This window comes from Bradyrhizobium sp. (genome assembly GCF_030697065.1).
In the GTDB taxonomy this organism is placed as follows: Bacteria; Pseudomonadota; Alphaproteobacteria; order Rhizobiales; family Xanthobacteraceae; genus Bradyrhizobium.
Window position 1 is genome coordinate 1 of sequence record NZ_JAUYQU010000106.1, and the last position, 22,376, is coordinate 22,376.

21 protein-coding genes and 1 pseudogene are annotated in these 22,376 nt (G+C 64.9%); 9 read left to right on the forward strand and 13 right to left on the reverse strand.

Going from position 1 to position 22,376, the window contains the following annotated elements:
* Positions 1-244, forward strand: a pseudogene (locus Q8R73_RS08135) (Enamidase); the annotation flags it as partial.
* A gap of 90 nt (positions 245-334) precedes the next feature.
* A complete protein-coding gene (locus Q8R73_RS08140) occupies positions 335-619 on the forward strand; it encodes a DUF2798 domain-containing protein (RefSeq protein ID WP_305719031.1) in 285 nt (94 codons plus the stop codon).
* Positions 620-686: 67 nt separating this feature from the next.
* On the opposite strand, the gene Q8R73_RS08145 is transcribed toward Q8R73_RS08140, so the two are convergent.
* The 4 genes from Q8R73_RS08145 to Q8R73_RS08160 form a co-directional block, all read right to left on the reverse strand.
* Entirely contained in the window at positions 687-1,931 is a 1,245-nt protein-coding gene (locus Q8R73_RS08145) for an MFS transporter (RefSeq protein ID WP_305719032.1), read from the reverse strand.
* Positions 1,932-2,050: 119 nt separating this feature from the next.
* Entirely contained in the window at positions 2,051-2,542 is a 492-nt protein-coding gene (locus Q8R73_RS08150; protein ID WP_305719033.1) for a cupin domain-containing protein, read from the reverse strand.
* Positions 2,543-2,667: 125 nt separating this feature from the next.
* Positions 2,668-4,029 carry an NAD(P)/FAD-dependent oxidoreductase gene (locus tag Q8R73_RS08155; RefSeq protein WP_305719034.1) on the reverse strand — a complete coding sequence of 454 codons (1,362 nt, stop codon included), beginning with the start codon at positions 4,027-4,029 and terminating at the stop codon, positions 2,668-2,670.
* 89 nt (positions 4,030-4,118) lie between these two features.
* Positions 4,119-4,610, reverse strand: coding sequence for a DUF302 domain-containing protein (locus tag Q8R73_RS08160; RefSeq protein WP_305719035.1), 492 nt, complete (start codon positions 4,608-4,610; stop codon positions 4,119-4,121).
* A 244-nt stretch (positions 4,611-4,854) separates the two neighbouring features.
* On the opposite strand from Q8R73_RS08160, the gene Q8R73_RS08165 reads away from it, so the two are divergent.
* Positions 4,855-5,136: a hypothetical protein gene (locus Q8R73_RS08165; RefSeq protein ID WP_305719036.1), complete on the forward strand. Its 282-nt coding sequence runs from the start codon at positions 4,855-4,857 to the stop codon at positions 5,134-5,136.
* An 88-nt stretch (positions 5,137-5,224) separates the two neighbouring features.
* On the forward strand, positions 5,225-5,938 hold the full coding sequence (locus Q8R73_RS08170; protein WP_305719037.1) for a peroxiredoxin-like family protein: 714 nt from the start codon (positions 5,225-5,227) through the stop codon (positions 5,936-5,938).
* Positions 5,939-5,948: 10 nt separating this feature from the next.
* Here the strand turns inward: Q8R73_RS08170 and Q8R73_RS08175 are convergent, their stop codons facing one another.
* On the reverse strand, positions 5,949-6,857 hold the full coding sequence (locus Q8R73_RS08175) for a LysR family transcriptional regulator (RefSeq protein WP_305719038.1): 909 nt from the start codon (positions 6,855-6,857) through the stop codon (positions 5,949-5,951).
* Positions 6,858-7,025: 168 nt separating this feature from the next.
* Here Q8R73_RS08175 and Q8R73_RS08180 point away from each other — a divergent pair, with 168 nt between their 5' ends.
* The 3 genes from Q8R73_RS08180 to Q8R73_RS08190 all read left to right on the forward strand — a co-directional run bounded on the left by Q8R73_RS08180 (position 7,026) and on the right by Q8R73_RS08190 (position 10,248).
* Positions 7,026-7,850 carry a 3-hydroxybutyrate dehydrogenase gene (locus Q8R73_RS08180; protein WP_305719039.1) on the forward strand — a complete coding sequence of 275 codons (825 nt, stop codon included), beginning with the start codon at positions 7,026-7,028 and terminating at the stop codon, positions 7,848-7,850.
* Between the two features lie 71 nt (positions 7,851-7,921).
* Positions 7,922-9,079, forward strand: a complete 1,158-nt coding sequence (locus Q8R73_RS08185) for a patatin-like phospholipase family protein (RefSeq protein WP_305719040.1) — start codon at positions 7,922-7,924, stop codon at positions 9,077-9,079.
* Between the two features lie 221 nt (positions 9,080-9,300).
* Positions 9,301-10,248, forward strand: a complete 948-nt coding sequence (locus Q8R73_RS08190) for a hypothetical protein (RefSeq protein ID WP_305719041.1) — start codon at positions 9,301-9,303, stop codon at positions 10,246-10,248.
* A gap of 528 nt (positions 10,249-10,776) precedes the next feature.
* Here the strand turns inward: Q8R73_RS08190 and Q8R73_RS08195 are convergent.
* From Q8R73_RS08195 to Q8R73_RS08230, 8 genes are all read right to left on the reverse strand, one after another.
* Positions 10,777-11,232 (reverse strand): MarR family winged helix-turn-helix transcriptional regulator, encoded by a 456-nt coding sequence (locus Q8R73_RS08195; protein WP_305719042.1) that lies wholly within the window; start codon positions 11,230-11,232, stop codon positions 10,777-10,779.
* A 19-nt stretch (positions 11,233-11,251) separates the two neighbouring features.
* Positions 11,252-11,956 (reverse strand): ABC transporter ATP-binding protein, encoded by a 705-nt coding sequence (locus Q8R73_RS08200; RefSeq protein WP_305719043.1) that lies wholly within the window; start codon positions 11,954-11,956, stop codon positions 11,252-11,254.
* Positions 11,953-12,744 carry an ABC transporter ATP-binding protein gene (locus Q8R73_RS08205; protein WP_305719044.1) on the reverse strand — a complete coding sequence of 264 codons (792 nt, stop codon included), beginning with the start codon at positions 12,742-12,744 and terminating at the stop codon, positions 11,953-11,955. The genes Q8R73_RS08200 and Q8R73_RS08205 overlap by 4 nt, the downstream gene beginning before the upstream one ends.
* Positions 12,741-14,630: an ABC transporter permease gene (locus tag Q8R73_RS08210; protein ID WP_305719045.1), complete on the reverse strand. Its 1,890-nt coding sequence runs from the start codon at positions 14,628-14,630 to the stop codon at positions 12,741-12,743. Before Q8R73_RS08210 ends, Q8R73_RS08205 begins: the two co-directional genes overlap by 4 nt.
* 226 nt (positions 14,631-14,856) lie before the next feature.
* The gene (locus Q8R73_RS08215) at positions 14,857-16,062 is read right to left on the reverse strand and encodes an ABC transporter substrate-binding protein (RefSeq protein WP_305719046.1); all 1,206 of its coding nucleotides are present in this window, start codon (positions 16,060-16,062) and stop codon (positions 14,857-14,859) included.
* Between the two features lie 23 nt (positions 16,063-16,085).
* A complete protein-coding gene (locus tag Q8R73_RS08220) occupies positions 16,086-16,670 on the reverse strand; it encodes an amino acid synthesis family protein (protein WP_305719047.1) in 585 nt (194 codons plus the stop codon).
* A 27-nt stretch (positions 16,671-16,697) separates the two neighbouring features.
* The gene (locus Q8R73_RS08225) at positions 16,698-17,600 is read right to left on the reverse strand and encodes a UPF0280 family protein (protein WP_305719048.1); all 903 of its coding nucleotides are present in this window, start codon (positions 17,598-17,600) and stop codon (positions 16,698-16,700) included.
* Positions 17,597-19,054 carry a 6-hydroxynicotinate reductase gene (locus tag Q8R73_RS08230; RefSeq protein ID WP_305719049.1) on the reverse strand — a complete coding sequence of 486 codons (1,458 nt, stop codon included), beginning with the start codon at positions 19,052-19,054 and terminating at the stop codon, positions 17,597-17,599. The genes Q8R73_RS08225 and Q8R73_RS08230 overlap by 4 nt, the downstream gene beginning before the upstream one ends.
* A gap of 335 nt (positions 19,055-19,389) precedes the next feature.
* On the opposite strand from Q8R73_RS08230, the gene Q8R73_RS08235 reads away from it, so the two are divergent.
* Both Q8R73_RS08235 and Q8R73_RS08240 read left to right on the forward strand, forming a co-directional pair.
* Entirely contained in the window at positions 19,390-19,872 is a 483-nt protein-coding gene (locus tag Q8R73_RS08235) for a (2Fe-2S)-binding protein (RefSeq protein WP_305719050.1), read from the forward strand.
* The coding region (locus Q8R73_RS08240; protein WP_305719051.1) for a molybdopterin cofactor-binding domain-containing protein at positions 19,872-22,376 on the forward strand (2,505 nt) is incomplete at its 3' end. The genes Q8R73_RS08235 and Q8R73_RS08240, both read left to right, overlap by 1 nt.

A 22,376-nucleotide genomic window follows, 5' to 3' on the forward strand; every position in this document is an offset into this window, starting at 1 on the left:
CTTCGCCACCGGCAACACCGCGCGGATGCGCGAACTCGACTGCGGCCTGATCGAGGTCGGCCGCTCCGCCGATTTCGTCATCATGGACAAGGCGCAGCATTCCTCCGGCAAGACCATCCTCGACAGCGTGCAGCTCGGCGACCTCCCCGGCATCGGAATGACCATCATCGACGGCATCGTCCGCACCACCCGCAGCCGCAACACGCCGCCGGCAACGAAGGTGCCGGAGGTCGTCAGGCATTGATTTGCCGGGGATGCTGGCGCGCGGCTGTTGACGGTGGCCCGGGAAAATGCCCGGCTTCGCGATGAGCAGACGTCCGCTTCGGATCGGTTGATGCCGGGCACGCCTCTTGCTTCCGGTCAGGAAACAGTCCCTGTCGAGGTCCAGATGCTGGGAATTCCGCGCTGCTACAGCCACTTCGTCTATGGATTCATCCAGTCCGGCCTGACCTGTGCGATCGCGGCGGCGATCGCCAGCTTTCCGCTGATGGCCTCGGGACATTTTGCTGCGCACTGGCTGCAATCCTGGCTGTTCTCCTGGCTTCTGATGATGCCGGTGGTGCTGTTCGCGGCCCCCGTCATCCGCCGGATGACCCATGCCGTGACGAGGGAGGAGTAGAGGGCCCCGCCTTCCGCAAGGCGAGCCTGTGCCAGAATCACGAATCGGGAAGCCGAAATCGGCTCGATCAGCCGTGTGCCGGCATCATCGGCTTCTCGGCCCTGTCTGATGGTAGTTCGAGTCGTGCGGTCAGTAGCGCTGCTATCGCAAGTGACCCGGCGACACCGGCGACGCTGGCGGTCCAGCCAAAGCGGTCGAACAATTGTCCGATCACGGCGCTGCCGACCATGCCGCCGGAGAAGTAACAGGCGAGATAGGTGCCGCTGGCGACGCCGCGGTTGTCCTGCACCGCCCGGCCGACGAAGCCCGTCGCCGACGCCTGCGCGAAGAACGTGCCGGCGCCGACCAGCACCATGCCGGTCAGGACGTGCGAAAGGCGCGAGGACAGCAGCAGGGGCAGGCCGATCGCGGCGACCGCGAGCGCACCCCAGATCGCAGGGCGGGTGCCAAATCGCATGACGGCCTTTCCGGCGAACAGCGTCGTGACCACGGAAGGCACGAACACGAGATAGACCAGGCCGAGGTCCATCCGCCCCAGCGACAACGGCGGGCGCACGAGGACGAAGTTGACGAAGGTAAAAGTGCCGATGAAAGCGAACAGGATGCAGAAACCGATCGCGAAGGCGGAGCACAGCGACGGGTTTCTCCAGTGGGCAAGGGTTTCGGCGAGCGGCGACCGCGCCACCGGCACCGCGGGTAGCGGATCGGCGCGCGGGATCGTGAAGTAAACCAGCACCGCGCCGGCCAGGTTGAGGAGCGCGAAGAAGTAGAAGTTCGACGCCAGTCCGAAAGTATCGGCCACGGCGGCCGATATCAGGCGTCCGATGAGATTGCTGGCGACATTGCCGGTGATATAGGCCGCAAACGCACCGCCGGCGTCCATCGCGCTGCATTGCTCGCCGAGATGAGCCAGAGTCAAGGCAAAGGCCGACGCCATGCAAAGACCCTGCAGCACCCGCAGAATGGTGAACGTGGTCAGATCGGGCGCTCCCGCCAGCAGCGTGGTCGGGATCGCGAGCAGAACCAGGCTGACGAGAATGCCGAGCCGGCGGTCGATATGCGGGCTCAGGAAGCCGACCAGGAGACTGGCGACCGCCATGCCAAGGGTGCTGGCATTGACGGCAGCCCCCATTGCCGCCGGCGTGACGTTGTAGTGCCGCGTCAGCGAGGGCAGGATTGCCTGGGTCGCGAACAGGTCGACGACCGTCAGGAAAGCCGTCAGGCCGATGACGAGCGAGCGCAGCGGCACGCCCGGCGGAGGATCCCGCGCATCGATCGCGCGGGTCTTCATCGGCGCGGAGAAGTCGGTCATGGCGCGCGCTCGTCAAATGAACAAGGGGGATGTGACGCCTGGGCGTGCGGGGCGGACACGGGGGATCCCAGGACGTCACATCGGGCAACGGGCGGGGGAAACGCGCCCGTTGCAGTGGGCTACATGTTGTGGTCGTGCGGATCCTTGCGGATGTCGCCGACATAGAGAATGACGGTCTCCTTGCCGAGATTCTTCCACCAGTGCGACACGCCAGACACTTCGGGCCTGATCTCGCCTGCCTTGTGTACGATCGGATCGGCACAGTTGCTGGCGTATTCGACGATCTCGCCCTGCTGCACGAAGATCAACGCCGGACGGTCGTCATGGCTGTGCCATGGCACGACGCCGCCGGGCTCGATCGTCAGCTTGCGGAAGCGCAGCTCGCGATCCCTGATATTGACCGGCTGCTTCTCGAGATCGATCGAACCCAGCGTCACATCGGTGACGCCGACCGCCTTGTGGTCGACCTTCGCGCGGACGTTGGCCTTCATCTTGTCCGCCGGGCATTCGCCGGCAAAGGCCGTCGATGCCGCCGCGAATGTGCCGGCGATGACCCCGGCAAGCGCAAGGCCGTGGCGAAGCGCGCGGGATGTGACGTTGGATCTGGACATGTGGTGATCTCCTCTGTGTTTGCTTTCCGCCCTGGCCCCGAATGATCTGGCCGGTACGTCACCACAATCGTGGAAATCTTCGCTGGAATGAAATGCCGGCTGGCTCTGGATTCCATAGCGCCGCGCTATGCGTGCCCGAGCATGTGCCTGATGTCGGATGAAAACGTCGGATAGGCGTAGACGTTTTCCCTGAGCTGGCCGGCCGTGATGCCGAAGCGCAAGGCAAGTCCAAAGAGATTGATCAGTTCCTGGCCGGCATGCCCGACGAAATGCGCACCGAGAATGCGGTCGTCGGTTCGATCGACGATGATCTTCGACCACGCGACGGTCTCGGCATAGGTCCTGGCCGAGAACCAGTCGCGCATGTCGTTGATGTGAACGTCGATCGCAAGGCCCTTCTGCCGGGCCGCAGCCTCGGTCAGCCCGACCGCGGCAAGCGGCGGCTCGGTATAGACCGACGTCGCCATACATGAATAGCCGGGACTGTGCTTCGGTCCCTCGACGATGTTGCGGCCGACGATGTCGCCCTCATGAGTCGCAATCGGCGACAGTTGCGGTGAGTTCGGCACGGCGTCGCCGCAGACATGAACGGCAGGGTTGGAGATCGAACGCAGATGGCGGTCAACCGCGATGCGGCCGTTATGATGTTCGACGTTGCCGGTGGCGAGATCGAGCGTATCGACATTGGCGATGCGGCCGGCGCCGTTGACAATTCGCTCGGCCTCGAGCGCGTGTTCATTCCCGTCATGCGTGAAGGCCACGCGGAGCCGACCGTTTGCGGGTTCGATGCGTTGGACGTCGACGCCGGTCCGCACGCGGATGCCGATACGCTCGCTCTCGGCCTTCAGGCGGGCAACGGCGTCCGCATCCATCGCCGGCAGCAATTGCGGCAGTGCTTCGAGAACAACGACCACGGCACCGGTGCGGGCATAGACGTGGCCGAATTCCAGCGATATCACGCCGCCGCCGACGAAGATCACCGACGCCGGCAAACGGCGCTCGCTCAGCATGTCGTCCGAAGTCGTCATGTGTTCGGCACCCGGTATCGGCAACTGTCGCGGCTTCGAGCCCGTCGCGATCACAATATGCCTGGCTTCGAGTTCCCGGTCGCCGACGCGGATCAGGTTGGGGCCTGCGAACACCGCGCTTCCCCCGATCACCTCGACGTTGCGCTTCGTCATCGATCGGGCGAGGCCGGCCGGGATATCCTTGATCATATGCTTCTCGCGATCGATCAGGGCAGCCCAGTCGAGCCGGGGCTTGCTGACTGCGATGTGATGAACAAAGGCACGTTCGATCTCATGCAGCGCGTGGCCGGCGGCGACCAGCACCTTCTTGGGCGTGCAGCCGCGATTCGGGCAGGTGCCGCCGAGCAGGTCCTGCTCGATCATCGCCACCGACATCCCCGCACGCCGGACCGGTCCGGTCACGCCGATGCCGGCATTGCCGCCGCCCAAGATGACCACGTCGTATTTTTCTCGATTCATCTGAGAAGTCCCTGCCAGCAATGATCCTGATTCAATCCGGCCACGCCCAACAGCGCAGCCGCCCGTTCCACGTCGACGCTGGGAGCGCGCTACTTCGTCGTGATCGTGGAGGTGATCGAACCCACGACTTTCGTCGCCATCTCGAACTGCGCGGTTCGGTCACCGATGTTGTGGCGCTTCGCAATCCACCCGAAATCGGTCCAAACCGCCCAGACGTCGCCATTGTCATCCTGGGTCAGCAGCAGGCGCACCGGCCAGTCGAGGCCGGCATCGGGATTGGCGGTGATGAACTGTGTCCCGAGCGGGGGATTGCCGAACACCAGCAGCGTCGAGGGACGTAGCTTGATACCTGCAGCGGCGGCGAGCCCGGACTGGTCGATCTCCGAGAAGAATGTGATGCCCTTCCTGGCTATATCGGCCTTGATGCGGGTGATGGCTTCGGCCATCGGCACCGCGCTCTTGACCCGCACGATGCCGTCGTCGCTATCGGCCCGCGCCGCGGAGCCAACGGAAGCCACGAGAAACAGCATCAACAGCGTCATGGCGACATTTGCAAAATGGCTGGACGAACGACGTAGCATGGAACGTCTCCTGTTTGGGGCCCATGCCGTCTGCATGGCCTCCTGGCAAGATGGCGGTCCTTTCCTACAAATTGAAATGCGAACGCGCTCTCAACTCGATAGCTGCTGACTATCGGCAAGGCTCGATGCGCCCCAGCTATCGAACCCATTGGGCGACGGCATTTCAAACGCGAGGCAAGCTGGCCACAGATACAGCCCGCGCCGCCCGATCGGCGGGCGTCGTCCACCTGATGAGGAAATCACCATGACACTCTCCAAGACACTGCTGGCTGCTGCCGCCTTTGCGGCGGTCGCGACTTCGGCTTTCTCGCAAGGTCCCATGGAATTCAAACCCGGTATGGCCTACGTCTATGCCGGCCCCGGAAAAATGTCGGCCATGACCATGGCCGCGGGCGAGAAGAACCGCCAGGCGATGATGCGACACGCGGCCAAGGTACCGAACAACACCGTCCTCTTCATGGATAATGGCCAGTTGTACTCGACCTCGGGTATGCTCGATCCGACCGGCAATTTCTATCTGCCCTGATCCAGCGCCGGTGCAATGCGTTCGGGCCGCCCCTTCGGGTGGCCCGGATCGGAAAACAGTATCGACCAGCCCGATGCCGGAGCAGGACATGTCGCTATCTTCAGCCGATGCCGAGCGTCTCAAGCAGGCTTTTCAGCAATGCCGCGACATGGAGGGTACGCTCAGCGAACAGCTGCGGGCCTACGCCGCTGCGGGCCGGGAGATCTTTCCAGCCTACGGCGAAGCGGTCGACCGGCTGGTCGCGCGAATCCATCAGAATGGCGGCGGCGAGAATGCGCCCCGGCCGGGCGAGGCGATGCCGCCCTTCATATTGCCGGACGAGACCGGCAGGCTGATCGGCCTCCCCTCGCTGCTGCGCCAGGGACCCGTCGCGGTGATGTTCTATCGCGGCCACTGGTGCCCTTATTGCCGGCTCAATGTGCGGGCGGTGATCCAGGCCCAGGACCGGATCGGCGCGTTGGGGGCGCAAACCGTGGCAATCATGCCCGAGACGCAACAGTTCACCGAAAAATTCAAGGCCGACTCCAATGCATCGTTTCCGGTGCTGACCGATCTCGACAACGGCTATGCGCTGTCGCTCAACCTGGCGATCTGGCTGGGCCCGGAAATACAGCACCTGCTGGCGAACCAGGACCTGGCAGACTTTCACGGCAATGACGGCTGGGTGCTGCCGATCCCCGCGACCTTCGTGGTCGGCCGCGACGGGCTGGTGAAGGCCCGCTTCGTCGATCCCGATTTTCGCAAGCGCATGGAGATCGATGACCTGATCGCCGCGCTGAGCAGCGCCGGCGAAGAGCGCTAGCGTTGGATCCTCATCCTACAGGCGCCACGGTCCTGTCGATCAGTTGCTGCCAATGCGCGCCGCGCAGCATGCGCATCACGGCGGATGCTACCGCCGTTCGCTCGCGTCCGGCGACGCCGTAAAGGTGCACCGTGCGGCGCGCGTCGAGCCCCTCGACGGTGGCGCGCTTGAGCGTCGGCGGGATCGATGCCGTGTCGGGAATGACGGCGACGCCGATATCGGCTTCGAGCAATTCGATCAGATCGCGCTCGGAGCAGATTTCATGGCTGCGCTCGACGTCGAGGCCGTGTTCGCGAAGCGAGGAGTTCACGCGGTCGGAATGCTCGCAGTAATTTCGTGACAGCAATTGCTCGGTCCGGAGATCGCCAACTTCCACGGTCTCGCGGCCGGCCAGCGGGTGCCGCTTGCTGACGACGAGTTGAAAGCTCTCGGTGAACAGCGGCCAGGCGTCGAGCCGATCCCAGTCCTCGCCGATTTCGGCAGCGATGCCCAGTTCGGCCTCGCCCTTCTTCAGATATTCGCCTACCTCGCGCGCATCGCCGCGCAGGAAGCGGAATTCCAGCCGGTTGAACTGCCGCCTGATCTGATCGAGATGCGGGATCAGCAGCGACAGGTCGATCGAATGGGTCAGCGCGATCCTGAGGGCGCCGACTTCGCCGCCCTTGAAGGAGGCCGCCAGCATGCGCGCACCGCTGGCGGCGTCATAGCATTGCTGCAACAGCGGGTGCATGCGCTGGCCAAGCTCGGTCAATTGCGCCGCCGGACGCTCGCGCCGGAACAGGTCGCCGCCCAGTTCGGCCTCGAGCTGCTTGATCGCCCGCGTCAGCGACGGTTGGGTGACGTTGCACTCGTCGGCGGCGCGCGTGAAATTCAGCGTCCGCGCGACGGCGAGGAAATATCTCACCTGATGCATTTCCATGATCGTGCTGCCCCGATCTGTCGTTGCCGCAGACTAGCCGATCAAGGGCCGCAAAGACACCCAAACCGCAATAGCGGCAGCCTATGGTTTCGGAAGCCAAGGGGCATTTGAAAACACGGCGCCCATCCCGCAGGTTTCAACCGGAATTCCGCTGGAGAAAGTACCGCGATGAACATTCAAGTGAAGGCACAGGATGCGAGCGCCGCACGGCCGCTCGCCGGCAAGGTCGCGCTGGTGACAGGTTCGACCAGTGGCATCGGCCTCGGGATCGCCCGCGCGCTGGCGGAGGCCGGATCGGCAATCGTGCTGAACGGTCTTGGGGCCGCCTCCGAGATCGCCAGTGTCAGGGACCAGATAGCAGCCGGATTCAACGTCAAGGCCGGCTATTCGGCGGCCGACATGACGAACCCCGAAGCGATCGCCGGGATGATTACCGCAACGCTGGCCGAGCATGGGCGGCTGGATGTGCTCGTCAACAATGCCGGCATTCAGCATGTCGCGCCGCTCGACCGGTTTCCGGTCGATAAATGGGACGCGATCCTGTCGATCAACCTGACGTCGGTGTTTCACACCACGCGGCTGGCATTGCCCTCAATGCGCGCGAACGGATTCGGCCGCATCATCAACATCGCTTCCGCCCACGGGCTGGTCGCATCGCCATTCAAGGCCGCCTATGTCGCGGCCAAGCATGGCGTGGTCGGCTTGACCAAGGCAACAGCGCTGGAGACGGCGGAAGGCGGCATCACCTGCAACGCGATCTGTCCCGGTTACGTCTACACGCCGCTGGTCGAGGCGCAGATCGACGGCCAGGCCGGGGCGCACGGCATTTCCCGCGACCAGGTAATCCGCGACGTACTGCTGGCGCAGCAACCGAACAAGCGCTTCGCCACGGTCGAGGAACTGGGCGCGCTGACCGTCTTCCTCGCCAGCGACGCCGCAGCGTCGATCACGGGGATCGCCCTGCCCGTCGATGGTGGCTGGACCGCACACTGAAGCGTGAACGTAACAAATCAGGACCGTGCGCGAACATCAGGGCGCGCGGGGATACATCAAGGGAGCGTGACATGAACGACGTTCGAAACAATCGCACTTCGCTGCAGGCGCTCGCCGGATCGGAGCTCGGCCAGATCGTGCTGGTGCTGCAGGGTGGCGGCGCGCTCGGCTCCTATCAGGCAGGCGTTTATCAGGCGCTGCACGAGGCCGGAATCGAGCCGGACTGGATTATCGGCACCTCGATCGGCGCCATCAATGCCAGCCTGATCGTGGGTAATCTGCCGCAGAACCGGCTGGCACGTCTCCGCGAATTCTGGAAGAAAATGGAGCAGAACCCGGTCTGGAGCTTTCGCGACGTCTTTCCGGGCTTCAACGAAAAGCTGTCCTATTGGTCGACCGTGACCAACGGAATTCCCGGTTTTTTCCGGCCGAACCCGCTGGCGCATGCCGGCGACAGCTATCCGCTCGGCGCCGATCAGGCCGGCTATTACTCAACCTTGCCGCTGCAACGCACGCTCACTGAACTCGTCGATTTCAATTTGGTCAATCAGTGCAAGCCGCGCCTGACGGTCGGTGCCGCCCATGTTCGCACCAGCCAGATGCGCTATTTCGACAGCCGCGACGGCAAGCTTGGCGTGGAGCACATCATGGCGTCGGGCGCGTTGCCGCCGGCATTCCCTGCCGTTCCCATCGACGGCGAATTTTATTGGGACGGCGGCATTCTGTCCAACACTCCGACGGAGGCCGTGTTCGACGACAACCCGCGCCGAAATTCCCTGATCTTCGCCGTGCATCTCTGGAACCCGGAGGGCGCCGAGCCGACCACGATGGCGGAAGTGATGAACCGGCACAAGGACGTGCTGTATTCCAGCCGGATAGCCAGCCACATCACGCGTCAGCAGCAGGCGCATCGTCTGCGCCACGTCATCAACCAGCTCGCCGCGCGCTTGCCGGAGCCCGAACGCAACAGCCAAGCGGTCAGGGAGTTGACGAGCTACGGCTGTCCGACGCGGATGCATGTCGTGCGGTTGCTCGCCCCACATCTCACCCGCGAGGATCACACCAAGGACATCGACTTCAGCCCGTCCGGCATCATGCAGCGCTGGGATGCAGGTTACCGTCACACCAGGGCGGTGCTCGACAGGAAACCCTGGATCGGCGAATTCGATCCGCTTTCGGGGGTCGTTCTGCACGAGCAGCCAGACCTGATGCCGGACGCCGCAGAGTAATGCCCAGGCTCACAGCCCACGGCAGGCGGCTTCCGCTGGCCGCCCGCTGCTGAGCGCTTCGCTTCGGCGAACTCACGCCCGTCACCGGTCGCGGGCGTCGCCGCTCATAAGGCGCCCCTGCCCCGCAATCCCCATCCGGACACGTAATATTGTCGTGACTGCCGCGGTTCGTGACATTATCAATACAATCAAATGTCAGTTCGGTTACGGCGGAGCGATTGATGAGTCTGGAATGGCGTGCGGCGCGCTCAAGTACCCTGGTCTGGTCAAATCCCGTGGCCTGGTGGTGGGGCCTGTTGAGCCTGGTGAGCGGCGTCAACATCGCGATCTGGTTCCTGCTGTACCGCCAGCTCCACCAGCAGCCCACCGGCCCTCTCGGCAGCACCTTCGGCATCCAGCTGATGCTCCTGTTGTGCGCGGCCTATGTGTTCGGCTGCGCCTTCAGGTCGATCCTGCCGCGCGCGGATGTGCAGCGAATCTGCCTGTTCGACACCTGGCTGTCGAGCGTCATGGTCGGCCGCTCGGTCGCGACCGTGGCCGAGATCGCCTTCGCGGCGCAGTGGGCCATCATCCTGCACCAGCTCGGCACCATGACCGGTGCGGAGACCACGGTGAACGCCGCGTGGGCGATCGTGCCGCTGATCGTCATCGCGGAATGCTTCTCGTGGCATGCGGTGCTGACACGGAATTATCTGGGCAACGCCATCGAGAACTCGATATGGGCGGTGGCCTTCTTCATCGTCGGCATCGGCCTTTGCCGGTTGCTGCCCGAATTCGAGGGCGTGGTTCCCGTGGTCCTCGCCATCTCGATCATCGGCATCGCGGCCTATCTGGCCTTCCTCATGACCGTCGACGTCCCGATGTATCTCAACCGGTGGCGGGCCGAGAGCGACGGCAGCGCGCTGCTGACGCATCGCGAGGGCCTGCGTGATGTCAGCACGCGCTGGATCGTCACCCACGACCTGGCAGAATGGAAGGACGAGATTCCCTGGATGTCGCTTTATTTCAGCCTGGCGGTCTGGTCGAGCCTCGCGCTGTGCATCTTCTACTCGTTCGAAAACCACCTGCCGCGCTATCGCACCGAAGCCACGGTCGCAAGCCGGTCGTCGGGCACACCGGCGATAGCCGACCAACAGGCGCCGGTGTTGGCGCGCTACGGCATCCGATAATCCAGGGAGAGCCAGCCCTCCTTGCCGGTGGTGACGTCGTGCATCGCGGCGATCACGGCACCTCGCAATACCCTGGCTTCGCCGCAGACAGTGAAAAATCCGCGGAGCGAGCCTGGGGCGCGCCCGCAACCTGCCGGGCGAAGTCAGACAAAATTCGAGAAAATTGTGGCGGTCTCCTGATCCAACAAAGAACCGGCGTCGCAGAAACGCAGCAATCGCAAGCGAGAAGGAAGATACGGCGCGGTCGCATAGAGCAAGGACGAACCCAATGTCTGACGTGATACCCTTCCCCAAACCCTCAAGACCGATCGAAGACGACTCGGCCGAGTTGTTGAGGCTGCTGGAGCGCATTCAGGACGCCGCCGCGCGATCGGGCAACAGGAACGAAAAGAATCGGAAAGCGTAGGCACGTTGGGTGGACAAGGGGGCGCCTTCGCCCCGTGCCCACCATTCATGGTTCTTTAAGATGGTGGGCACGGCGCAAGGACGCCTTTGCCCACCCTGCCGACCTTGCGGATTACCTGCTCATCAGCGCAGCTTGCCGAGCAGCGCGAGCAGCGTTTCGCGTTCCCTGGCATCGAGCGGCGCCAGCGTTTCCCGGGTGATGGCCATTGCATTCGGCGCGGCCTTCTCGGCCATCTGCTGGCCGGCGCGGGTGAGGCTGACCAGGAGGCGACGGCCGTCCTCGGGATCGGGGCTGGTTTCGGTGAGCCCCCGCGCGGTGAGCCGGTCGATCACGCCCTTGATGGTGGCGACATCCATCGCCGTCAGCCGTCCCAGCTGGTTTTGCGAGCACGGTCCGGTCTCGGTGAGTTTCGCCAGCGCCGCCCACTGCGTCGGCGTGAGATTGATTCCGATCTCCCTTGCAAAGATGGTGGCGTGACGCTGCCAGACCTGGCGAAGAATGAAGCCGACCTGCTCCTCAAGCACGTAAAGCGGCCGCGTCGGCTTCAGGCTGCGTTTCGGCGAAGCACTCCTGGTCATTGCGCGTTCCCCGCCCTTGTCACAGCGCCAGATGGGTATCTCTGATATCCGGACGCGCGTCGAGTTCGGCCATGGTGCCGGAATAGCAGATCCGCCCGCGCTCGATGATGTAGGCGCGATCGCAGATCAATCTGGCGAAATGCAGGTTCTGCTCGGAGAGCACGATGCTGACGCCTGCCTGCTTCATGGTCAGGATCGCCGCCACCATCTGCTCGACGATCTTCGGCGACAGCCCTTCCGAAGGCTCGTCGAGCAGCACCAGCGACGGGTTGCCCATCAGGGTGCGCGCGATGGTCAGCATCTGTTGCTCGCCGCCGCTCATGCGGCCGCCGGGACGGTTGCGCATCTCGGCCAGGTTCGGAAACAGCGCGAACAGTTTTTCCCGGGTCCAGTGCGGCGCGTTCGGCCGCACCGGCTGGCGGCCGACTTCGAGATTCTCATCCACCGTGAGGTCGGTGAAAATGCGCCGCTCTTCCGGCACATAGCCGAGGCCGCGGCTGACGATCGCATGGGTCGGCTGGTCCGAGACGTCCTTGCCCTCGAACAGGATGCGGCCGGTGCGCTGCGCCACCAGCCCGACGATCGAGCGAAAGGTGGTGGACTTGCCGGCGCCGTTGCGCCCGAGCAGGGCGACCACCTCGCCGTCGCCGACCTCGATCGCGACGTCGAACAGGATATGGGCGGGGCCGTAATGGCTGTTGAGGTCCTGGACGCTGAGCTTCATGAGGGTAGCCCTTCGCGGTGGCGGGCGTCGTAGACGAGCCCCTCGCCGAGATAGATGGCGCGAACCTGCGGGTTGCGGCGCACTTCCTCGGGCGAGCCTTCGGCGATCAGGCTGCCGCGGTTGAGCACCAGGATGCGGTCGGCGTGTTCGAACACCACGTCCATGTCGTGCTCGGTGAACAGCACGCCGATCGATTTTTCCCGGGCGATCCCGGCGGTCAGGCGCATCAGATCGATGCGCTCGCGCGGCGCCATGCCGGCGGTGGGTTCGTCCATCAGCAGAAGTTTCGGCTGGTTGGCGAGTGCGATGGCGAGTTCCAGCCGCTTTAGATCGCCATAGGCAAGTTCGCCGCAGGGGCGCTCGGCATAACCGCTCATGCCGACCAGTTCGAGAAGCCGGCCGGCTTCGTCGCGCGCGAACCGAGGCGTCGAAGCCCACAGGTTGAACAACTGCCGGCCGTACGACACCAGCGCGACCTGGACGTTTTCGCGCACCGTCATGGTCGGGAAGGTCGCGGTGATCTGGAAGGTGCGGCCGACGCCGAGCCGCCAGATTTCGCGCGGCTTCTTGCCGGTGGTGTCGCCGCCGAGCAGGCTGATGCGGCCCGCGCCGGGAGTGGTCTGGCCGTTGAGCATATCGAAGCACGTGCTTTTTCCGGCGCCATTGGGGCCGATCAGCGCCAGGATTTCGCCGGCCCTGAGTGCGAACGACACCTCGCGCACGGCATGCACGCCGCCATAGGATTTGCTCAGGCCTTCGACCGACAGCAAGGTGGGCGCGGTGCTCATTCGGCGCCCTCGATCCGGGATTTCAGCAGCGCGGGCTTTGCCGGTTCGGACCGGCGGCGGAGGTTGCGTAATGTCTCCAGCATGCCGACGATGCCCTTCGGAAACGCGACCACCATCAGCACGATGACACCGCCCAGCACCAGCTTCGAAAGGTCGGTCTGGCTGACCAGCCAGATCGAGAGCATCTTGTAGACGATGGCGCCGATCACCGCGCCCGACACCGTCTCGACGCCGCCGAGCAGCACCATGACCAGCGCATCGACCGACAGCGAGATGCCGAGACTGTCGGGAAACACGCTGCCCTTGAGGTAGGCGAACAACGCACCGGCCACGCCGGCGACGGTGCCGGCGATGACGAAGGCGGTCCACTGGATGCGCTTGGCGTCGATGCCGATGGCCTCGCTGCGCAACAGCGAGTCGCGCGTCGCCCGCAGCGCGTAGCCGAACGGCGAGAAGGTGATGATGCGCAGTGCGGCGACCGCGAGCGCGGCGATGCCAATCGACAGCCAGTAGAAGCTGGCCGGCCCCGCCGCCCATTTCTCCGGCCAGAGGCCCAGAATGCCGTTGTCTCCGCCGGTCACCGCGACCCACTGGAACGCGATCGACCAGACGATCTGCGCGAATGCCAGCGTCAGCATCGCGAAATAGACGCCCGACAGCTGCACCGCGAAGAAGCCGAAGATCGCGGCGCCGAGACATCCCAGCAGCGGACCGAGCAGCAGGCAGGCGATCATCGGCAAGCCAGCCATCTTGGCAAGGAAGGCGATACCATAGGCGCCGAGCCCGAAATAGGCAGCGTGGCCGAACGACGCGAGGCCGCCGACCGACATCAGGAAATGCAGGCTGGCGGCGAAGATCACGAAGATGGCGATCTCCGAGCCAACCGTCAGCGCGTAATCGCCGCTGACCAGCGGCAGCATCGCCGCCACGGCCAGCCCCGCCCACGCGGCGATACGTTCGCCCTGACTCAGCGGACGCCAGGGATTGACGGTCAGTCCGGGAGTGCGGCGTGCCGGCGCTTCCTGCTTGCCGAACAGGCCCCACGGCCGCACGATCAGCACCACCGCCATCACCAGAAACACCAGGATGATGGAAATCTTCGGAAAGATGAGAATGCCGAACGCATTCAATTCCGACACCAGCACCGCGGCGACGAAGGCGCCGATGATGCTGCCGAGGCCGCCGATCACCACCACCACGAACACGTCGACGATGATGCGCAAATCGAGCGCGTGATGCACCGCGTCGCGCGGGATCTGCAGCGCGCCACCCAGGGCAGCCAGAAACACCCCGAGCGCAAACACGCTGGTGAACAGCCATTTCTGATTGACGCCGAGGGCCGCCACCATGTCGCGGTCCTGCGTCGCGGCGCGCACCAGCACGCCCCAGCGGGTGCGCTGGAACAACAGCCACAGCAATCCCAGCACGATCGGGCTGAGTGCGATCAGGAACAGATCGTAGGTCGGAATGTTCTGGCCGAAGAACTCGACCGCCCCCCTGAACCCGGGTGCGCGGCGGCCGAGCAGGTCGTTCGGTCCCCAGATCATCACCACCAGATCCTGCACCATCAGGGTCAGCCCGAAGGTCGCCAGCAACTGGAACAGTTCGGGCGCGTGATAGATCCGCCGCAGCAGCACCATCTCGACGAGAACGCCGACCACCGCCACGACCAGCGAGGCCACGACGATGCCGGCCCAGAAACCGAGTGCGCCGGAAAACCGCTCGGTCAGCGTGAACGCCACATAGGCGCCGAGCATATAGAAGGCGCCATGGGCGAAATTGACGATCCGCGTCACGCCGAAGATGATCGACAGTCCCGACGCCACCAGAAACAGCGATGCCGCGCTGGCAAGACCGGTCAGGAACTGGACGAAATAAAAGGCCATAAGCGGTCCGGGTTGGCGGGCTAATCAGTTCGGTGGCGCTCATCCTTCGAGCGCGCGCGAGATTGCGCTCTTCGGGATGAGGTCGCTTCACCTCTCCCGCTTGCGGGGGAGGTCGCCGTGCGCAGCACGGCGGGTGGGGGAATCTATCGGCGGGTCCGAATGCGTTGAGACGCCCCCACCCCGGACCTCCCCCGCAGGAGCGGGAGAGGGGGAAGAAAGAGAGGCGTCAGTCCTTCGGACGCATCTTCGATACTTCGGCGTCGCTCGGCAGATAATCCTTGCCGTCGCGATAGACCGAATCCACCATGATGCCCTTGCCGTCCTTCACCGCGGTCTTGCCGACATAAGCGCCGAGCGTCGACTGGTGATCGATCTTGCGGAAGGTGATTTCCCCGAATGGCGACGGCATCGTCAGTCCCTCCGCCGCCGCGATCATCTTCTCCGGATCTTCGGAGTTGGCCTTTATCAGGATGGCGGCAGCCGCCTTGATGGTCTGATAGCCGACGATCGAGCCGAGCCGCGGATAGTCGTTGAACTTGGCCTGATAGGCCTTGATGAACTTGTCATGATCCGGCGTCTTGATGTCGTACCAGGGATAGCCTGTCACGATCCAGCCGACGGGTGTTTCTTCCTTGAGCGGATCGAGATATTCGGGCTCGCCGGTGAGGAAGGACACCACCGCGCGATCCTTGAACAGACCGCGGGTATTGCCTTCGCGCACGAATTTAACCAGATCGGCGCCGAAGGTGACGTTGAGGATGGCTTCCGGATTGGAGGCGGCGATCGCCTGCACGACCGGACCCGCATCCAGTTTGCCGAAAGGAGGCCACTGCTCGTCGACCCACTGGATGTCGGGCCGCTTCTCCGACATCAGCTTCTTGAACACGGCGACCGCGGACTGGCCATATTCGTAATTCGGCGCGACCGTCGCCCAGCGCTTGGCCGGCAGTTTGGCTGCCGCTTCGGCCAGCATGGCCGCCTGCATGTAGTTGGAAGGCCGCAGGCGGAAGGTGTAGCGGTTGCCCTTCGACCAGGTGATGGCGTCGGTCAGGGGCTCGGCCGCGAGAAAGAACACCTTCTTCTGATTGGCGAAATCGGAGACGGCCAGACCGATATTGGACAGGAACGTGCCCGTCAGCATCACCACCTTCTCGCTCGACACCAGTTCGTTGGCGGCGGTGGTGGCGTCGGCGGGCTTGCCGCTGTCATCCTTGGAGACGACCACGAGCTTCTTGCCGTTGATGCCGCCGGCGGCGTTGACTTCCTCGAGCGCGAGCTGCCAGCCCTTGCGGTAGGGCTCGGTGAACGCCGGCAACAGCGAATAGCTGTTGATTTCGCCGATCTTGATTTCGCCGCTCTGGGCCAGCGCGGACTGCGCCATGCCCGCGACCATGATCGCCAATCCCGCGCCTAACAAATATCTGCGTCGCATTCCTTAACCCTCCAATGTTGGATTTACCGTAGCCCGTCTTCGCCTTTGACCTCTGCAATCGTCAGGCCACCGACGCGCGGCAGCGGCCTGCCGCTGTCGGTGACCGCGACCGCGACCATGATCTCATTGGCGCGCGGCGCGTCGTTGATCATGACTTCCATGCCGTCGAAATGACTGCGCACGAACGCCGCGTCCTTGTGGCCGAGCGGAATGTCCAGCGTCGTGCCCGGCCCGCTGCGCTTCTTCGACGACGGGATCAGCGCCGCTCCCTTGCCCAGCACCTTGCGCACCGGCGCGCCCATCTTGGGATGCAGGATCGCAGCGGCGTGTTCGAGTTCGCCGTTTTCGCCGACCGCAGCCGCCTTGCCGTAGCTCTGCGCCGTGGCGCCGTCGATCCCCAGCGCGGCGACGGCCTTCTTCGACAGCAACTCGCCGAGCTCCTCGCCGATGGCGATCAGGGGCGAGAGGTCTTCGACGTAGCGGCCGGCGAACGGATTTTCGATTACGGCAATCGCCGCAGCGCGCCGGGTCGGCGGCGAAACCGACCGGCCCATTTCCAGATGGGTTTCCTCGACCACCGTGACGATCTTGCGAATGATCGCGCTCATCGTGCTCCGCCCTGTTTTCGAATTCGTTCAAACATGCATCAACCTTTCGATCGCGGCCGGCGCGCGCAATCCGGCCCGGTCGATGGCTTTCGCCGCAACGACAACCGTTTCGCCATGCAAGCGCAATATTGCGCTCTCGATCAACCCCGTCGCGAGCAGCCTGCGCGCACACGCCGCACCGGATTCGAGCGCCGTCGCAATCTCCGGTTCCGATAGCTCGCCGACCCCGCGGGTGACGAGTCGCGCGCCGAGATCGCTGTCGGGCTGCAGGTCCTGCGCCGGGCAACGCAGAACAGCGGGATGTCCGGGCAAGTCGACGGCGTTGGCGACGATGGTGGCCGCGGCGTCGGCCTGCGACGCGGTCGCCGCCAGCACGGTCACCGCATCGGCAATGCCGAGCGAAAAACTGCGGCCGTGGCGTCCCGAGGTCGCAATGCCCCGCGAGGGGTCATCGGCATCGATCGCAACCGTCCGCATCGAACCCAGGGCATCCGGCCGGTCCATCAGGCCGATGGCAAAACGTTCGCCGTCGGCCAGATAAAGCGCAATGTCGCCGCCATTGTTGACGTAGGCCCGCTCCAGCCGCGCCGCACCGGTCATCGCGGCCAAAATCTCGTCGGCGACGGAGCCTGCGACCGCCGCCATCGGCGTAACGAAGTGCGAGGCGGCAAACGGCGCTACCGCTTCATGCATGCGGCGCGCGACGGCGCCCTGCAGCGGGCAACGTTTTGGATCCGCCGCCTGCCGCAGCAGCGGCAGCTCGCCGCAGAGTTCATCAAGCAGACCGGTGAAGCGCCGCGCCGCCGCTTCAAAGGCGGCGCGCCTGTCGGCCTCGCTGCCGACGGCCTCCACGAGCAGGTCGATCGGACCGTCCTGCAGATGCAGTCGCCTGCCGTCCGGCAGCCACCGGATTTGCGGAACGCGCGTCATGGGCGAGGCTCCCCGGCGGATCGCGGCGAAGGCATGGTGCGCGCTTCCGTGCTGTCCTTCAAGGAAGCGAGCGGCCGCACGTGGTCCATATGGCCGCCGAGCGCGGCATAGTCCGACAATTTCAGGGTAAACTCGATCGGCGCCACCAGCGCCGGGGTCGGAACATACCCGAAGGCCCCTGCCGGCAATTGCGTGACATCCACCATGAAAGTGATGCCGCCGCCGGGCCAGACATAGACCGGGGCGCCACCGCTGGTGACCCGCGTCAGCGCGTCCTTGACCGAGCGCGTCAGCCGCACCGGATTGTCGGTGACCCCCGCGCGCAGCGATCCGCCTGCCCCGCCCATGAACAGCACGGTGCACAATGCGGGTTCGCAGTTTTCCTGGATTCGCTCCACCGACAGTTTCAGGTCGATCGGCATCGGCCTTTCGACCGGATTCAGTGCCGCGTCGAGTTCGTAATAGGCGGCGTGTTCGCCCGTGGTCGAAACCATCAGCATGGTCATGCCCGGGCGCGCCTTTTTGGAATCGAACGGACCGAGCACCGTCAGCGGATCCGAGATGCTGGTGCCGCCCCAGCCGGTGCCGGGCTCGGCGACCTGAAAATAACGGCCGGGCGTCGAGCGCCGCCCCTTCATCTTGATACCGCTGTCGGGGATATCCAGCACCTTGCCGGCCTGGTGTTCCGAGAGCACGCCGGTGATGTGGTCGTCGACCACCACGACTTCATCGACCTTGCCGTGCCATTGCTTGGCGAACATCCCGATGGTCGCAGAGCCGCAGCCCACTCTCATGCGCTCCTCGGGAACGCCGTTGACGATGGGCGGATAACCGGCCTGCACCACCACCGTGGCGCCGCCGTCGATCGTGAGTTCGACCGGCTTGCAGTTGCTGAGGTCCATCAGCGCGTCGCAGGTGACGCGGCCCTCCTTCTTCGAGCCGCCGGTGAGGTGATGCACGCCGCCCAGCGACAGCATCTGCGAGCCGTATTCGCTCGTGGTGACGTGGCCGATCGCCTCGCCCTGCGCGCGAACCGTCGCCGTCTCCGGGCCGAGGTAACGGTCGGTGTCGATCTTCACCTTGACGCCGCAATAGCTGAAGATGCCTTCGGTCACCACGGTGACCATGTCGACGCCGTCGATTTCCGAGGAGACGATGAACGGCGCGGGCTTGTAGTCGGGGTAGGTCGTGCCGGCGCCGATCGCGGTGACGAAGACATCGGGCTCGTGCACCAGCTTGCCGTCCCAGTCGCCGCCGGCCTGGAACGGCACCAGCCGCCCGCCATGCGACACCGTTCGTTCCAGCACGATATGGGGATCGACGCGCACCAGCTCGCCATTGTAATTGGCATAGCGATCGCAGGCGCCTGCCGCACCGGGCTTGATGTAGCACATGACCGGACAAGCATCGCAGCGGATCTTGTCGTCGGCAGCGCTGGTCGGTTCAGTCAGCATGAACAAGCTCTCGAAGCCAACGTCAGACTGTCGAAGTTCAGGTGCGACGGTTCGTCAACGGAGTTGCGGCAGGGATACTGTCGTGTCTGTCGCATCTCGCTATCTTGTTCGTATACGAACGATGTTGCGCGCGCCGCCGAAAGCTGTCAAGCGCCCCGGCCCGCGAAAACCGCCGCTGCCGACAAAAACCGCAGTCTGCCTCGCAACCTTGTCCATAAACCGGGCACGGATGCGACCATGCGACGGGCGCTTGCACGTTTGTATACAAACGGTATCTTCCTCCCGGCTTTCAAGGCGATGTTTTGCAGCGCAACCGTTGCAGCGGGACCACTGACATGACGCAGAGCACGATCCGCCTGACGGTCAACGGCCGGATCCACGACGTCGATGCTGCCCCCGATACCGCGCTGCTCCATGTCCTGCGCAACGACCTCGAATTGAACGGGCCGAAATACGGCTGCGGGCTCGGCGAATGCGGGGCCTGCGCCGTGCTGATCGATGGCGTCGCGGCACGCGCCTGCGTGATCCCGATCGAGGGTTGCGTCGGGCGCGGCATCGTGACGCTTGAAGGCCTCGGCTCGCGCGGCAATCCCGATCCGGTGCAGCAGGCCTTCATCGCCGAACAGGCCGCGCAATGCGGCTACTGTCTCAACGGCATGATCATCACCACCAAGGCGCTGCTCAATCGCACGCCTCATCCCTCGCCGGGCGAGGTGCAGGAAGCCCTGCGCTATAATCTATGCCGGTGCGGCGCGCATATCGAAATCATGCGCGCGGCGATGCGGGCGGCAGGCCACCTCGCCGAGGCGACGGACTGATGACCGATCCCGACGCTCCGATCGATGTTCTGCCGGGATCCTTGTCCGTGGTTCGTCCGGCCGGTTCGGGCGCAGGTGGCGGCTTCGAAACATTCCTAAGAATCACATCGGATGGTTTGGTCACCGCCTTCAACGGCCATGTCGATCTCGGCACCGGCATTCGCACCGCGCTCGGGCAAATCGTCGCCGAGGAACTCGACGTGTCCTTTGCACGCGTCGTCGTCGTGCTCGGCGATACGGCAGTCGTTCCCAATCAGGGCGCGACCATCGCCAGCGAGACCATCCAGATCACCGCGGTGCCGCTGCGCAAGGCGGCGGCGCAGGCGCGGCATTTCCTGGTGGCGCGCGCCGCCGGGCGGCTGGAGCTTGCCGCTGGTGATCTCGTCATCGAGGACGGCCTGATCCGCGGCCGGGATAACCGCGGCATCTCCTACGGTGAATTGATATCCGGCGAGACCATCCGCCTCGAACTTGCCGACGACGTCCCGGTCAAGGCCGTCGACGCCTACAGCATCGTCGGACAATCGGTGCCGCGCACCGACCTGCCGGCGAAGGCGACCGGCGAACTGGTCTATGTCCACGACGTGCGCGTGCCCCGGATGCTGCACGGCCGCGTGGTGCGCCCGCCCTATGCTGGCGTCGATGCCGGCGCGTTCGTCGGCACCAGCCTGATCGCGGTCGACGAAGCCTCGGTCAGCGATATTCCCGGGCTGGTGGCGGTGGTGCGGATCGGCGATTTCGTCGGCGTGGTAGCCGAGCGCGAGGAGAACGCGATCAAGGCCGCCGACCGGTTGAAGGTGAGCTGGAAGCCGACACCGACGCTGCCTGACCTGAAGGACATCGAAAAAGCGCTGCGCGCCAATCCGTCGGCGCCACGGACGCTGATCGACAAGGGCGATGTCGATGCCGCGATTGCCGCCGCCGCCAAGCCGATGTCGCGCACCTACATCTGGCCCTACCAGATGCACGGCTCGATCGGCCCGTCCTGCGCGGTCGCGGACTACCAGGACGGCCACATCCGGGTGTGGTCCGGCACGCAGAACCCGCACATCCTGCGAGCGGATCTGGCGCTCCTGCTGCGGAAGCCGGACAGCGAGATCGACGTGATCCGGCTGGAGGCCGCCGGCTGCTACGGCCGCAACTGCGCCGACGATGTCACCGCCGACGCGGTGCTGCTGTCGCGCGCGGTCGGCCGTCCGGTGCGGGTGCAACTGACCCGCGAACAGGAGCACGCCTGGGAGCCGAAGGGCACGGCGCAACTGATGGACGTCAACGGCGGGCTCACCGCCCACGGCAATGTCGCCGGTTACGATTTCGCCACGCGCTATCCGTCGAACGGCGCACCGACGCTCGCACTGCTGCTGACGGGTGCCGTCGCGCCGGTGCCCGCGGTGTTCGAGATGGGCGACCGCACCGCGATCCCGCCCTACGATTACGAGGCGATGCGGGTGGTGGCACACGACATGCCGCCGATCGTGCGGGCATCGTGGTTTCGCGGCGTCTCGGCGCTGCCCAATACCTTTGCCCATGAATCCTATATCGACGAACTCGCCACCGAAGCCGGCGTCGATCCGATCGAATACCGGCTCCGTTATCTAAAGGACAAGCGCGCGGTCGACCTCGTCAACGCCGTGGCCGAGCGCGCCGGCTGGGTCCCTCGTCCGGTCCGGCAAGAGCCTGAAGCCGAGGGCGACATCGTGCGCGGGCGCGGCTTTGCCTATGCGCTGTATGTCCACAGCAAGTTTCCGGGATACGGCGCGGCGTGGTCGGCCTGGATCGCCGACGTCGCCGTCAACAAGGCGACCGGCGATGTCAGCGTCACCCGCGTGGTGGCCGGACAGGATTCCGGCTTGATGATCAATCCGGACGGAGTGCGCCACCAGATCCATGGCAATGTGATCCAGTCCACCAGCCGCGCGCTGATGGAGGAGGTTTCGTTCAACCGCCATGCGGTGACGGCGCGCGAATGGGGCGCCTATCCCATCATCAAATTCCCCGACGTTCCCAAAATCGACGTGTTGATGCTGCCGCGGCAGGACCAGCCGCCGCTTGGCGTGGGCGAATCCGCTTCCGTACCGAGCGCCGCCGCCATCGCCAACGCCATCTTCGATGCAACCGGCGTGCGTTTTCGCGAGTTGCCGTTCACGCCGGAACGCATTCTGGCGGGCTTGCGCGGCGGGCAGGATGGCGTGCCGGCCCCGATGCCGTTGGCGGCGCCGCAGCCGCCGGCCCCGAACGACCGGTGGAAGAATCCATTCGCTGGACGCCGCGGCGCCCTGGCGACGGCGGCAGCCTTGTGTGTTGCCGTGGTCGGCGTCGCAGCGGCGGTGCTGCCGTGGCGGGCGATCCCGCCGATCGCGCGGCCGGACCCTTCGACCTGGTCGGCCGCCACCATCGCCCGCGGCCAGCAACTGGCCGCGCTCGGCGACTGCGGGGTCTGCCACACCGTGGTGAACGGCGTCGTCAATGCCGGAGGCCGGGGAATCGAGACGCCGTTCGGCACC